A 13,981-nucleotide genomic window follows, 5' to 3' on the forward strand; every position below is an offset into this window, starting at 1 on the left:
CTAAGTGGTCGCTGAGAGCTACTAAGTGGTCAATTTTTCATACCAAAAGTTACACTTCTTTTAAAAGCCTTTACACAAAGAAAGCAAAGAATTATGATGAATGCAAATTCATCATTAATAATAAAAAGCAAGGAAAAAACAATGCAAGAAAAACATACGAAAAAATGGTGTGAATTTGCACTCAGTGCCGGTCTTATGGCGCTTGGCTGTGTATCCATTTCCAGCCAAACCATTCAGGCGGATTCCACTACTCCGGCAGCCGACGTAATTGATTACAGCAAAATCACTCCGGTTGCCCAACCAGCAGGTCAAGAGGTGGTCATTCCTACCGGCACGGTTTTAACCAGAAACAACTCTGACTATGCAAAATTAAGCATCGCCAACTGGAAGGACATGCCCGAAGGCACCACTTATACTTGGAACGGCAAACCGCTCACCATAATTAACGGCTTGGCCAAAGGCAATGTGGGCGTGACTTTACCCGATGGGACATTGAAAAGCGTTTACGTCACAGTCAAAATTGCTGGACGGCAGCAGATTAAGCTCACGCACAAGACCCACCTGTTTAATGAAAACGGGCAGCAGCTCAACAGCTTGATTCTCAAAACTGGTTCCATTGTCAACGTCAACGATACAACAGAGATTAACGGTCACCAATTTTACACGCTGGACAACCAGTATTACCTGCCCGTCACCAATTTTAAGGTTCCTAAGAAAATGCAAGTTAAAGCTGCTAAGGGGTCTAAGCGCGTCATGCACAGTACCTACTTGTATGACGTCAAAGGCCGCCAGGCTAACGGCTTAATCTTGGCCGTCGGTTCACGCGTCACGATTCAAAAGATTCCGCAAGACAACAATATCAATAACGCGGCCGGTCGGATGTTCTACGCCATCGGTAACGATCTTTACGCCCCTGTGCGCAATATCACCGGCTTAGAGACCGAATGGCAGAATAAGGCGCTCACGCTTTACAACAACAAAGGCAAGAAAATTGGCAAACTGCCGGCCCACACGCCATACAAAACTTATGGTGATCCCATCAGGATTAAGGGAAAGCCGTACGACATTATCGGCAAAAACAAATTAATAAGTGCGTCTATAGGCTAAACGAGGTATTAATAATGAACATAAAGAAAAAAATCGGTCTTCTGTCAGCAATGCTGCTCAGTGTCAGCCCCATTTTAACGCCGCTAAACTCCCAGCCTGTCCAAGCAGCTGCCAAGAGAAAACAAAACAAATTGGTGATCACGGGAGCCCCATATGTCTATAAGAGCAACGGCAAACGTTACAGATACTATGATAATATCCCCGGTCTCGGCAATCTTGGCGAGACCGACGATGACGGCTATACTTACATTGACACCCAAGGTGACAACGAAACGGTTAGCTACACAGGAAAAACCATAACCATCAAGGGCAAAAAATACTACGGCATCGGTAAAAACGTCTACATCAAGGCAAGTGCCGTTTACAGTGTCAACGGCAGAAATATCCAAAAAGGGATGCTGATGCTCAACCACGCTTCCAGCATTTATGCCAAGAACGGCAAAAAGACGAAAAAGACATTCGCCAAAGGTGCTCTCGTCAGGTATGCCGGTAAAATCAAAACTACCAGCAAGATCCCAAAATATTTTTATTACATTAATAATAAAAAACAGGGATATTTGCCAACTCGAAAAATCAAGGGCAAAGATTATTACACGGTAGGTCGCAATCAGTATGTCAACGCCAAAAACGTTGCCAGAATTAATGGCAAAACCGCACGTTACAACGGCACTACCACTGGCATCCTCACCAGCGGCGTAACCACAATGTATATTTCTAATGGTTCGACTGGTCATCAGCTCAAGAAGCGGCAAAAGGTGCGAATCGACCGCGCGGTTATTCCGTGGTCAGAAGACTTTGACGGTTACATCTACCATCTGCACGATTACCCTAACGAATATATTTATGATGGTGTGGCCAAGCTCAGAAACGATTTGCCAATCACCGGCTATGATGAAATGGCTTACCGGACATTCACACCAATCGCAGCAAGCCCGCTCAAGCTTTACTCAAACACAGGCAAAGAACTGGATAAACCATTAACCGCCCTCAAGGACGAAGCCATCAGCGCCGACGGTTTATTTTACATTTGGGATTCCAGCACGCAAAAAGCCGAACTCTTCTACCATGTCCTGCGGCAAAATGAAGACCAAATTTCGGCTTCCGATCCCGAACGCATGACTTTCAGCAACAGCTTTGTAAAGGCAAGTGATATTAAATTTACCAACAACTACATTAAATTGAAGCCGGTAAACAGCCCGGAAGATGCCCAAGCGGATCAAGTAACTGCAACTGCTGCCGACAAGCAAGAACTGCAGCAATTATTTACGGATGGGCAAAAGGGTCTGGGCACTCGCACTGATGATGCACTCACAAATAACTATGACAATGCCTTGGCGGACACCGCAGCCGCCCTCAGGTCAACCACCGTCAGCCGCGGAGAAGTTAAAGAGATCACTTGGCTGGTCAAGAACACCAAAGAACAGTTGAATTCTCTGTACTTTGAACCATGGAGTTAAAAAAGCAGGTATGCAAAAAGGAGCTTAAAGCTCCTTTTTGTTTTGCATTACTTATTTGGTTTAGCCGTCGCACCGCCTGGCTGCGATTTCTCAACAGTATTTGTGCTGGTAGATAAATTAGTGCCAGTAAACATACCGTTCTTTTTCGCAACATGGCTGGTATCCAAATTGTGTAAATCAACTCCAGTTAATTTTTCATCGCCGGCGAACATATTGGTCATATTGGCAACTTTTGCGGTATTGATCTTACTCAAATCAATCGTGGTTAAATTGCGGTTACCGCTGAATAATTCGGCCATATTAACCACGCGGCTGGTGTCCACCCGGTCAAAATGATCGATCGTCTTTAAATTATCCAAGGAACTGAACTTGCTGCCGGAATTAATCGCCAAGCTAACCGGAGTCGCAAAATCAATATGTTCAATTGTACGGTACCAAGGAATCAGTCCGCTAATTGTCTTAGTTCCCAGCTGCTGGCCAGCTGCACTGCTGCTGATCGTCAAAGTACGGGTGATAATGTCGTAAGACCAGGTGCAGTCGCCGTCTTTGCCGGTCCACAAAGCGGAAAAAGTATTATCACTGGCGGTCGTGGTATCGGCATGGACAGCGGCTGTATTAACAACAAAACCGCTTATACCTAGCAATGCAATCAGCGTCAACGAAATAATTCTGTTATTTTTCCGAAAATTAGTTGCTTTCTTCATTTTGTCTTCCTCTTAATCAAAATTCACCTTAATTATAAGTCTAAATGCTGGCAATCACTAAATAACCCACAAATTTAATAATCTTGTTAATTTTAACGGCCCACACTTTGAACAAAGCGCATGAATGCAGCCTGCCCTTCTGGCGTCTGCTTGAACACACCGGCATCTTCCAGTACCCGGACAAAGACCTTGCCGATTTCTGCCTGTAAAATTTGGTCAACATTGCTTGAAGTAACTTGCTGCTTCCGCTTAATCTGCTGCGCCCACGGCAAATGTATTGACGCAATTTTATTCGCTTGTCCCAATAAATATTTTTTAACTTCCTGCATTTCCGGCTGCAGCCGCGGCGGTAAAATTGCCAGGCCCATCACCTCAATCAGGCCTATATTTTCCTTTTTAATGTGCTGGACATCTTTGTGAGGGTGAAAAATTCCGTCCGGATATTTTGCCGAGGTCTGGTTGTCCCGTAAGACCAAGTCAAGTTCAAGCGCTTCCCTGCGCCTGCGCGCAATCGGCGTAACCGTGTGGTGCGGCTCATTATCGGTAAAGGCGCGTACATCTACACGCTCGTCGCTATAACTCTGCCACTTCTGCAAAATACGATCAGCCAAATTAACTAATTGCTCCTGATTTTTGCTCTGAAGGCGAATCACGGACAACGGCCAATGCACAATCCCTGCTTTAACTTCCGGAAAATCTGCAAAATGCAATTTCGTTTGCACAGGGGCCTTCTCCATGGCAAAAACATGGCGGCCGCCCTGATAATGCTCATGAATCAAAATTGAGCCGCCGACAATTGGCAGATCAGCGTTGCTGCCCACAAAATATCCGGGAAATTGCTCAACAATTGCCAGCAGCCTGGTAAAAGTTGCCCGGTTAATTTTCATTGCTGCGTGTTTTTCCGCTAGAAAAATACAGTGTTCATTAAAATAGGCGTAAGGCGAATACTGAAAGCCCCAAGTCTGATCACCAATTTTAAAGCGGATGATCCGGTGGTTACTGCGGGCAGGGTAACCAATCCGGCCTAGATAACCCTCATTTTCCATACATAATTGGCAAAGCGGATAGCCCGTCGGCTTCTTTTTCTTTGCCAAGGCAATCTGCTTGGGATCTTTTTCCGGTTTTGACAGATTAATCGTGATTTCCAGGTCACCATAATCACTGGGTGTAACAAAATAAATATTCTTGGCAATCGCTTTAGTTTTAATATAATTGCTGCGCCTGCTCAGGGCATAGAAATCGCTGATTGCTTGTTTGGGATTTTTTTGATAAGTTTGCCAAAAGCGCTGATTGACAAGACTAGGACGCGGGACAATGAGTTCCATTAGTTGGCTCGCCAAAATTTCTGCTTCATCATTAGTTGTACCGCATTTGCCGTTATCCTGTGCTGCCTTGACTAATTCATCTTTTAATTCCAATAAGTCTGTCTTGCTTGTTTGTAGTTGCCGCGCCTCATCGCCGACAAGCCGCAACACATAATTCACCAAATATCTTCGGTCCAGTTCGGCGTAGTCACTTTGACTAATCACTTGACTGATAAACTGGTCAACTAAATTAAACTTTGCTATTTGCAAATTATTCTCCTACTTTAAAACGCTGGTGCCAGCGGAAATTTCTGCTAAATAAAATGACGGTGCATACCCAATGACCTGCTCATACTTATTGCCAACCCGCTGCTCAAATTCAGCGACATTTGCCTTGTTGACCAGCGCAATCGCACAGCCGCCAAAACCGGCACCGGTCATCCGGGCACCTAATACCCCCTGCTGCTGCCATGCTGTGTGTACCAATGTATCCAGTTCTTTGCCGGTTACTTCATAATCATATTCTAGCGAAACATGGGACGCATTAACCAAGCGGCCAAACTCGGCTAATTGCCCCTGCTGCAGCAATTTTTCCGCACGCAGTGTCCGCTCATTTTCCCAGACAGCATGACGAGCGCGCTTCAATAAAGTTTCATCAGCAATTAAATAAGTATATTCATCAAACTGGCTTGGGGTTAACTCGCCTAATGTTTTGATTTTTACTCCTGCTTGCAGCTGGACTAGTGCTCGCTCACACTCGCTGCGACGTTCGTTATATTTGGAATCGGCTAATTCCCGCCGCTTATTCGTATTCATAATGACAATGACATTATCCTGCAAGTCCAGCGGCACCATTTGGTAATCCAGTGTATTGGTGTCGAGCAAAATTGCCCGATTTTCTTGTCCCATGCCTACGGCAAATTGATCCATGATCCCGGAATTAACGCCGATAAAATCATTTTCAGTTTTGACACCCAGCTTGACTAAATCCAGCCGTTTCAACGGCAGGTTAAATTGATCCTGCATGATGACCCCAATCAGCATTTCCAAAGCGGCAGACGATGACAAACCCGCACCATCGGGGATGTTGCCGGAAACATAAATATTGAGACCATGAGAAAATTGCGCCCCAATTTCTTGCAAAAAGTGAATCATCCCTTTAGCATAGTTAGCCCATGAATCTTCTTTGACATATTTTAAATCATGCAAGTTTGCAGTGACCACACCGAGTTTGGCAAAATTTGCAGAATAAAAGTGAAATTGCTCGTCTTTTCTGGGACTAGCTGCTCCATAAATTCCCAGCGAAATCGCACAAGGAAAAACATGACCGCCATTATAATCGGTATGCTCGCCAATCAAGTTAATCCGTCCCGGTGAAAAATAAAAGCCTTGCGGCTGCTCGTGATAAACCGCAGTAAAAGCAGCGGTTAATTCTTCTTTATTCATGGCCTAAACTCCTTTTAGAAATATAATTAAAGCCTTTTCACATAACTATACTTCATTTAACGAATAGCCTGCAAGCAAAAAAACATTACTTTGCAGTAACGTTTTGCTTAATTACTATTTTTTATAAATATTATTTTTAATTATGTGACTTTTACTTATACTCTGCTGCCAGTTCAGGATGATTAATAAGGATTTCTATCAACCTGCAAACAGATCCCCGCAGGCCTACTTTTGCCTGTTTCCCAAGATTCAACAATTTCAGAAAAAATCTCTAATTTGGTAAGACTATTTCATTAAAATGAAATAAATGTCTTTGGCTTATACTTCTTTCAAAGTGTGATCTGTAAGCGAGTGATGGTTTAAGTGGTAATATTTCATTTCAATTTTATCATAATGGTACACAACAGCAATTACTATACACTATAGTCCGTGAACGATCTCCCTAATTTTACTTTAGTCGTCATCTTTGAATCTAAAGTCAAAATTGCTTCATCAAGCAGAATGATTTTTATGATACGTTTACTAGCTGAAATACGACTTCCATATTTTAAGTATATCTAAAGAGTATCAAAGATTTCAATGATATATCCTAATTCAGAATCAGGAATTTTAATATTAAAATATTTTTCAATAATTTTGGTACCAGATTTAACAGAAATATATAGTTCTTGATGCGCCTGAATATATCTACCAATTTCTGGATAAGAAAAAGCCTGTTTTTTAGCAATCCTTTCTATCATAGTCGCAGCATGTAGCGTATATGCAATCATATAATGACTTTCATTTTTCATTGAAAGTGAGTTACTAATCTCAAAAAACGATTTTAAAACGCAACTTAGTGTTTTCTGGGGATTTAAAAAAGTAAGCGATTCATTTAAGATTCCCTCTAAGCCAATTAATATTTCATTATTACTTAATTTTATATTTTTATGCAGAGATTGATTATTATTTAAAAGAAGTTTTTTAATAATTTCTGTTAATTTTGGCAAACCATCAGTAAGCAACACTCGTTCAGCAGAAATAAAAGGGACATCTTTTACATGTAAATCATACGAGCCAACTATTGCCAATAAATTTTTTTTACCAAAATCTATTTTAAAAAAATCTTTTCTGTTCACAGGAATTATTTCAATATTATATTGAGCAATTAATGGCAAAGAATTTTTTAAGAAATTAGCCAAAGTTACTGCTGCACCTTTACCAGTTATACAAGTTGTAACGATCACGTTATCATGGTATTTTCTACCTGTGCGTATATTAGAATTAATTTCATTTTTTTCGAATAATGACTCTGCTATTTCGCTTTTTAAGTCTCTGTAAATTTCTTCTAAACTATACCCTGAAATCATAGTTTTTCGAAGCGCTTCTAAAACAAAAGGCGTAGAAATTAGTGTAATAGTTTTAGTAAGAATTCCCGTTTTTTCTGTAAGCATTTCTCCAAAGGAATTTAGAGATCCCATGTCAGTCATTAACAAAATACCGTGGCCTTCATCTATGTTAACTGCAACAGACTCAAAAGACTTGTAAAATTCATTAACATTCTGTTCAAGATTCATATCTAACGCATACGCCCTTTTACAATCAAGTAAAGTATTTACCACATAGGCAATATTCTTAGCAATTCCATTACCATGTGCCAATATTATTAAGCCGACATGTTTTTTTTCTTTGGAATTTTCATCCATCATCAAAAATAAAGCAAATATATATGTTTCTTTAGCTGAAAAAGTAACGTTTAATTCTTTTTCAATATCGTTTTTAACTAATTTTGCAATGTTCAAAATATCCATGTGCTTTTTTTCAAGCTCTAGAAAATTAAGTTCATTTAACGTGCTTTTCCCTCCATTGCCATTAATCAATGAGTTAATATGCATAGCAAAAGCAATGATAGTTTGCTTGGAAAATTTTTTATTCAATTCATTTTCAGCTAATTTTAAAGCTTCAATAGTTGCATAATAAACGCTGGGTTCAATCACTTTAAATATTTCTGCATTTTCAATTCTACTTCCCTTAGATGAAGGATACGTTTCCAAAATATTAGTTTCAAGGCGTTTTTTTATTTCAGTTAAAGAATTAGCTGAAAGTAAAGATGGATATATATCATTCGTAATAATATCATGTTGAATATTTTCGCCGTTAAAGACAATATCGGTATTCGATTCCGCTAAAAATGCACTAATACCCTCTTTTTTAGAAGCAGTTAGCATACCATCCAAAACATAATTAGGTAAAAACTTTTTTCTAATTGTCAAATTTGGTGAATTTTCTACGATTGAATCAAGATACGCGCGAGCACAGATCAAATTAATATCTGCTTTTAGTTGTCCAATATTGCCTAAACATTGATACCCTAATAAAGACTTAACGACACTGCGTTGAACCACTATCTCCTTATTTATTTTCTTATATTCTTCATTAAAAAATGTACAAATCAATTCAAATCTTTCATTAATCGTACGATCTTGCAATCTTGGAATATTAATTGTCATCGGAATTCGACGCAAAAACGTATCAAGCAACACCGATTCTATTGATTCAGTTGTGGCAGCAATAATAAGAACTTGAGCCGAATGATAATTTTCACTATCTCCCAAACGACGATATTGACCAAAATCAATTAAATGAAAGAGCATTTCTTGTCCTTGGGCTGGTAAACGATGAATTTCATCAAGAAATAAAATCCCCTTGTTTGCTTTATCTACAAGACCTTCATGAGATTGATCTGCCCCTGTATACGCTCCTTTAGTATAACCAAAAAGTGTTGACACTAATAGCTGAGGGTTATCAGCATATTCGGAACAATTAAATGTTACAAAAGGAGCATCAGTATCCAGAACACCGTTGCTTTTAGCAAACTTATACATCAATTGGGCAAACATTGTTTTACCCACACCCGTTTCACCTGACAATATTGTATTCAACCCATGTTTAGGATATATCATAGCAGCTTTAGCTTTATCAACCGCAAGTTTTAGACTTTCGTTATTTCCTATGAGTGTATCAAAGCTATCCTCTTTTTTTTGTTTAAGAAATTCACCTAATTCGGCAACTTCAAAATTTTTAACAGTAATATTTAAAAGTGACTCTATTTTTTTTACTGGAAAATATCTAATTGGTCGCCCATCAACTTTTATTATTAATTTTTCCTTAAATAATTCATTCAATTCTTTACTACAATTTGCCCTATCCATATGCAATAAATCTGCTAAATCAGCTGTACTCATGGCACTTTTTGTATTAGTTAAGCTCAGATTATCTACATTAGATGTATACTCAGTTAAAGCTTGATAAATTTTTTCCTTTCTATACATACGTTATCCCTTCCCATTATATAATACTAGATTAACAAATTTTAAATTCCATTTTCTTAATTTGATTATACTATACTTGACAATGTCTTTAAACAATTTATGTCTCATTACAATTCTACTTAAAGCAAACTAGTTATAAAATGATATAAGAGCTTATTTTAAAAATCTTACTTGATTTAAATAAGTTTGACCACAGTCTTATTCTAAAAAATAAATTTTTTAGCCTAATTCAGAATTATTTCAGTTGCCGAGTTTACAATCTAAGTGCAACAGTTGATAAAGCGCGACAAAAAAGCCATAAAGACTAAACTGTTAATTATTTACTCCAATAACAGAAAGGTGTCTTTTATGACTTCAGTTAGTTCTAACACATATATTCATTTATCTCTTGCTGAACGCGGTCAAATTTAAGCTTTATCTGAAGCTAGTTTATCTATGCGTAAAATTGCTCTTAAACTTGAGCGCAATGCCAGTACTATTTCCCGTGAATTAAAGCGTAATCGCACGACTCAGCTAGATTATCAAGGTAAGTATTTCGGTGCTTACTTCGCTGATACAGCGTAAATGCATTATCATAAGCGGCGACAAACTTGTCATTCTAAAGATTATTGCCTTAAGGCACAGGATTTTTTTAATCAGCAGACAATGATTATCAAGAATCCCTTTCGTGATGATGGTATTGATGGTTTTATTGCTAATTACAAGCGAATGTATCCTAGTTGTCTCTGTCCCTCAACTCCAACGGTTTACCGCTTAATTGATCAAGACCAATTGGCAATTAAGAACTATGATCTTCCTCGTAAAGTTCGACTAAGGCACTTAGGACATCATCGTAAGCGTACCCGCCAACACAAGAAATGTCTTAGCAATTCTATTGAGCAAAGACCTAAAGTAGCTGGCCGCTTTGAAATCGTGATTAAGATACCTGATTACAAAGCAGATACTTGTTTTAAAGCAGTCCAAAAGGCAGTTAATGAGCATTCTAGCTGGTTTAAAACGATTACGTTTGATAATGGTTCAGAATTTGCCCGCATTGATGAAGTGAAGGGAGTAAATGCTTATTTTGCCCATCCTTACACACCAAGTGAGCGTGGCAGTAACGAGAATGCCAATGGCTTGCTGCAAGAATTTTTCCCTAAGGGCAAGACAATGTCAAAGGTGACTGATAAATATGTAAAACGGGCACAAAATGCCTTGAATAACAAACATCGGAGAATTCTCGGATATCAAACAGCAAGGGAAGTTTTTATGGCAGAGACAGCCTGACAGAAAAAAGTTGGTGCAGATTTCGCTACGCTCCATCTGCACCAACTAGCAACAAAAACATATTATTCAGTTTAGTCTTTAATCCAGGTGCTGCACTTGATTTGACAATTCAGCGAATTATTTCAGTTAAAAATATCAATTAAAATTTTTATAAGTTTAACTTTAAATGAAATAATTTTAAATTCCTCGCTAATATTGCTACTTTTAAAATTAAGCTTCTACATTTTATTCGATTAAACTCTTAATCCAGGATTATTCGTTTCAGTACGTCTGGCTAATAACTGCTGCAATTTATCAGTAATAGCCTTTGACTGTAAAGGAACACATTCGCTAGGCTCATCGATATACATTACCATATCAGATTCACGGGTAAATTTGTTCCATTTGGGCATGTTCTTTTCACCAGGAATATGATTTTTAGCAAACGTCGCCCAATATTTGGCAATAGTATCGCTAACTTTCTTATCAATGTTTCCATAATTAACATACTTGCTATCCAAATTTTGAAAATGATATGGATTCTCACTTGCATGATATGCACCAAAGTAGTATGGATTTTTACCCGGAGTGACATGCTTAAAAATATAAAAATATGTTGCTGATTTACGACATTTGGTCAAACAAGTCGCGAAGTATCTCATATTAGCGATTGTATTATCAGAACGAAAACGTCCCAAAGCGTAGGCAGGCGATTGTTTTAAATATGGACCATATTTATAATAAATATAATCTGAATCCTCAGGATACTTAGTATGTACCGTTTCGTCAAACCATTCTTTAGTGACTTTTTCTTCTGGCCCCAACAAAATGAAAGCCTCATCTGAAGTACAGCCTACGATAACAGGTACATCATTAATATTTCCCTTTAAAAAAGATTGTTCCAATCTATCAGGAATTAAAGTTTTATCAACATAAGGACAAAATTGTGCTTCTTCATAGCCTTCTGGATTAGATAAAAATTTTTCGGTAGGCGCTGTTAAAAGCTCTTCTGGTGTAATATTTACACTTTTTAAATACCTTTCACACCTTGCCTGTTCTTGCTTTTCATCAACGTCCCACTCATCATGGTTGAAAGGTGATCCACTTTGAGTGATAACAGCATGATACAAGCCATTAGCAGCTGGGCAGGTCATTAAGACATTGATGGCAGATGATCCAGCAGATACCCCAAATAAAGTAACATTATTCGGATCACCTCCAAAATAGGAAATGTTTTTGTGTATCCATTTGAGAGCAGCGAGCATATCATAGACTCCCGCATTGGTAGCAGGTTTAGTACTATTTTTCAAAGATTGATGAGCCATAAATCCGAAAATACCCAATCTATAATTAAAAGTAACAACTATAACATTCTGATTTTTGGAAAAATTACTTCCATCACAGCTGGAAGACATAGAAGTACCTTCAGTGTAATGGCCGCCATAAAACCAAACCATAACTGGTAAATTTTTTTCTGCTGTATTTTCAGGTGTATATACATTTAAATATAAGCAATCCTCGCTCATGGGCGTCATATCTTCAGGAGGGTACTCTTCGCTTTCATTAAGGCTTAATTGCATAGGGCTATTTTTAAACTCAGTAGCATCATATGTACCATTCCATGGATCATTTTCTTCGGGAGGCATAAATCTTCTTTTCCCAATAGGCGGTTTGGCAAAAGGAATACCTAAGAATTTATTGACACCATTAGAATTAATGCCTTGTACTTTACCCTTTTCTGTTTTTCTAATTAAAGAGTCCAACATTAAAATCTCTTTTCTGTTTAAAACAAATTACAATATTCCAAAATATGCACCAATTAAAGACAAAACTAATACTGCTAGTACAACAGCTATATAATTTTGTTTTTTCTTTAAATAAAAGTATATAGCAAATATTGTCAAAAGCGGTAATAATCCAGGAACGATATCATCAAGAACCTTTTGTAAAACTATAGGATCAGAATGCGGCATTTTTATTTTGGTTATTAATTTAAATGTTACATATGATGAGGATAATGCACCCATCATAAATAATCCCATTGCCGAAGAGGCATCTATTAATTGATTCAGTAACCCACCCTTCATAATATCTTTAATGGATTTTGTTCCTAAATTATATCCTGAAAAAAATAAATTATATGCAATTACATAGGTCACGATTGGAAAAAGCATTTCAATTAAAGAGCTAAGATAATTTCCCTGTAATGCCAATGTTACTGCGAGTGAACCAATTATTGTTTTAAAAGTTCCCCATATAAGTGTATCACCTATACCTGCAACAGGTCCCATTAGCCCAGTTTTTAAGCCCGTTATTGTTTCACTTGGTATTGGCATCCCATTTGCTTTTTGCTCTTCCATAGAAACAGTGGCACCCATAATCATTGATCCGAATGTACCTTCAGTATTAAAAAACTGAAGTTGTCTATGCATTGCATCAAGCCTGTCTTTTTTGGTTTTATACAATTTTTCAAGACAGTAACTTATGCTGGCAGCAAAAGGTACTGCCTGCATTCGTTCATAATTACTTCCAAGTTCACAAAAAGTGTAATATCTAAAAAAGGTTTTTCTTAAATCCTTTTTGGTTAATTTGGTTTCTGTGTTTTCCATTATTTATGCTCCTTATAAATAATCAATTAGTTTGTTCTTCTTTTTTCCCTTTTTTACTAGATTTATTATTCATAAACAAATATACAGCAATACATGCGCCAAAAATTGAAGCTCCCATTGGAGTTATTTTGAAGTATTCTACTAAAAAGAAGCCTGCAAAAAATAATGGCATATATTTTCGTTTCATTATTACTGATACAGCAATTGCAAATCCTAACGCGGGTAAAATACCACCAGCAACTTCCATTCCATGCATTATCCATTGGGGTATATCACTAATTATTGCGCCGACTACTGATGGTCCAAAGTACACACTAAGAAAAACTAAAGGGAACGATAAAAGAAATGCTACCAAAACTGGAAAAACATCTTGATATTTTCTAATTGTTTTGGGATCTCCCGATTTATTTATCATGTCTTCTAGCTTATGAAGGCCAAATATATTTATTGTCTTTTTTAATTCATACAGCAATCCACCAATTATTCCAAAAGGAATACCCAGTGAAACTGCAGCCTTAGGATCTAATCCGGTTTTTATTGCTATAGGAATTGCTACTACAGCTGCTAATCCCCCATCAGCTGGAACAATTCCTCCTGGATAGATCATTCCTATATAAAGCAACTCTATTTGAGCTCCAATTAGTAAGCCAGTCTTGGGATCCCCCATCATCAAACCAACAATAGTTCCTATCACAACAGCCGAAGTTATTTTTTCCGAAAAAGTATATCCAAATTCAGAAAAAGAAAGAAATTGTAATAAACCACAAACTGTGGCAACTAAAACAAGATTATTCATAT

At 37.9% G+C, this 13,981-nt stretch carries 10 protein-coding genes and 1 pseudogene; 4 read left to right on the forward strand and 7 right to left on the reverse strand.

The window, feature by feature from the left end; all coding sequences use genetic code 11:
- Positions 1–141 precede the first annotated feature (141 nt).
- Together PT285_RS09520 and PT285_RS09525 are read left to right on the forward strand one after the other, a co-directional pair.
- Entirely contained in the window at positions 142–1,107 is a 966-nt protein-coding gene (locus PT285_RS09520) for an SLAP domain-containing protein (RefSeq protein WP_277150025.1), read from the forward strand.
- Positions 1,108–1,121: 14 nt separating this feature from the next.
- Positions 1,122–2,564 (forward strand): SLAP domain-containing protein, encoded by a 1,443-nt coding sequence (locus PT285_RS09525; protein WP_277150027.1) that lies wholly within the window; start codon positions 1,122–1,124, stop codon positions 2,562–2,564.
- Between the two features lie 47 nt (positions 2,565–2,611).
- Here PT285_RS09525 and PT285_RS09530 read toward each other — a convergent pair whose 3' ends face one another.
- The 4 genes from PT285_RS09530 to PT285_RS09545 form a co-directional block, all read right to left on the reverse strand.
- Positions 2,612–3,268 carry a BspA family leucine-rich repeat surface protein gene (locus PT285_RS09530; protein ID WP_277150028.1) on the reverse strand — a complete coding sequence of 219 codons (657 nt, stop codon included), beginning with the start codon at positions 3,266–3,268 and terminating at the stop codon, positions 2,612–2,614.
- A gap of 92 nt (positions 3,269–3,360) precedes the next feature.
- A complete protein-coding gene (galT, locus tag PT285_RS09535) occupies positions 3,361–4,836 on the reverse strand; it encodes a UDP-glucose--hexose-1-phosphate uridylyltransferase (RefSeq protein WP_277150684.1) in 1,476 nt (491 codons plus the stop codon).
- 15 nt (positions 4,837–4,851) lie between these two features.
- Positions 4,852–6,018 (reverse strand): galactokinase, encoded by a 1,167-nt coding sequence (locus tag PT285_RS09540; protein WP_277150030.1) that lies wholly within the window; start codon positions 6,016–6,018, stop codon positions 4,852–4,854.
- Between the two features lie 557 nt (positions 6,019–6,575).
- Positions 6,576–9,329 (reverse strand): sigma 54-interacting transcriptional regulator, encoded by a 2,754-nt coding sequence (locus PT285_RS09545; protein ID WP_277150032.1) that lies wholly within the window; start codon positions 9,327–9,329, stop codon positions 6,576–6,578.
- Positions 9,330–9,761: 432 nt separating this feature from the next.
- On the opposite strand from PT285_RS09545, the pseudogene PT285_RS09550 reads away from it, so the two are divergent.
- Together PT285_RS09550 and PT285_RS09555 are read left to right on the forward strand one after the other, a co-directional pair.
- Positions 9,762–9,893: pseudogene (locus PT285_RS09550) on the forward strand (helix-turn-helix domain-containing protein); the annotation flags it as partial.
- Positions 9,894–10,595 (forward strand): IS30 family transposase, encoded by a 702-nt coding sequence (locus PT285_RS09555; protein WP_277150034.1) that lies wholly within the window; start codon positions 9,894–9,896, stop codon positions 10,593–10,595.
- Between the two features lie 233 nt (positions 10,596–10,828).
- Here the strand turns inward: PT285_RS09555 and PT285_RS09560 are convergent, their stop codons facing one another.
- Genes PT285_RS09560 through PT285_RS09570 form a run of 3 tightly spaced genes read right to left on the reverse strand, consistent with a single transcriptional unit; the run spans position 10,829 to position 13,979 of the window.
- Positions 10,829–12,340: a carboxylesterase/lipase family protein gene (locus PT285_RS09560; RefSeq protein ID WP_277150036.1), complete on the reverse strand. Its 1,512-nt coding sequence runs from the start codon at positions 12,338–12,340 to the stop codon at positions 10,829–10,831.
- Between the two features lie 27 nt (positions 12,341–12,367).
- Entirely contained in the window at positions 12,368–13,183 is an 816-nt protein-coding gene (locus PT285_RS09565) for a PTS system mannose/fructose/sorbose family transporter subunit IID (protein ID WP_277150038.1), read from the reverse strand.
- Positions 13,184–13,205: 22 nt separating this feature from the next.
- Entirely contained in the window at positions 13,206–13,979 is a 774-nt protein-coding gene (locus PT285_RS09570; RefSeq protein WP_277150040.1) for a PTS sugar transporter subunit IIC, read from the reverse strand.
- Positions 13,980–13,981: the final 2 nt, after the last annotated feature.

Source organism: Lactobacillus sp. ESL0791 (assembly GCF_029433255.1).
Taxonomy (GTDB): domain Bacteria; phylum Bacillota; class Bacilli; order Lactobacillales; family Lactobacillaceae; genus Lactobacillus.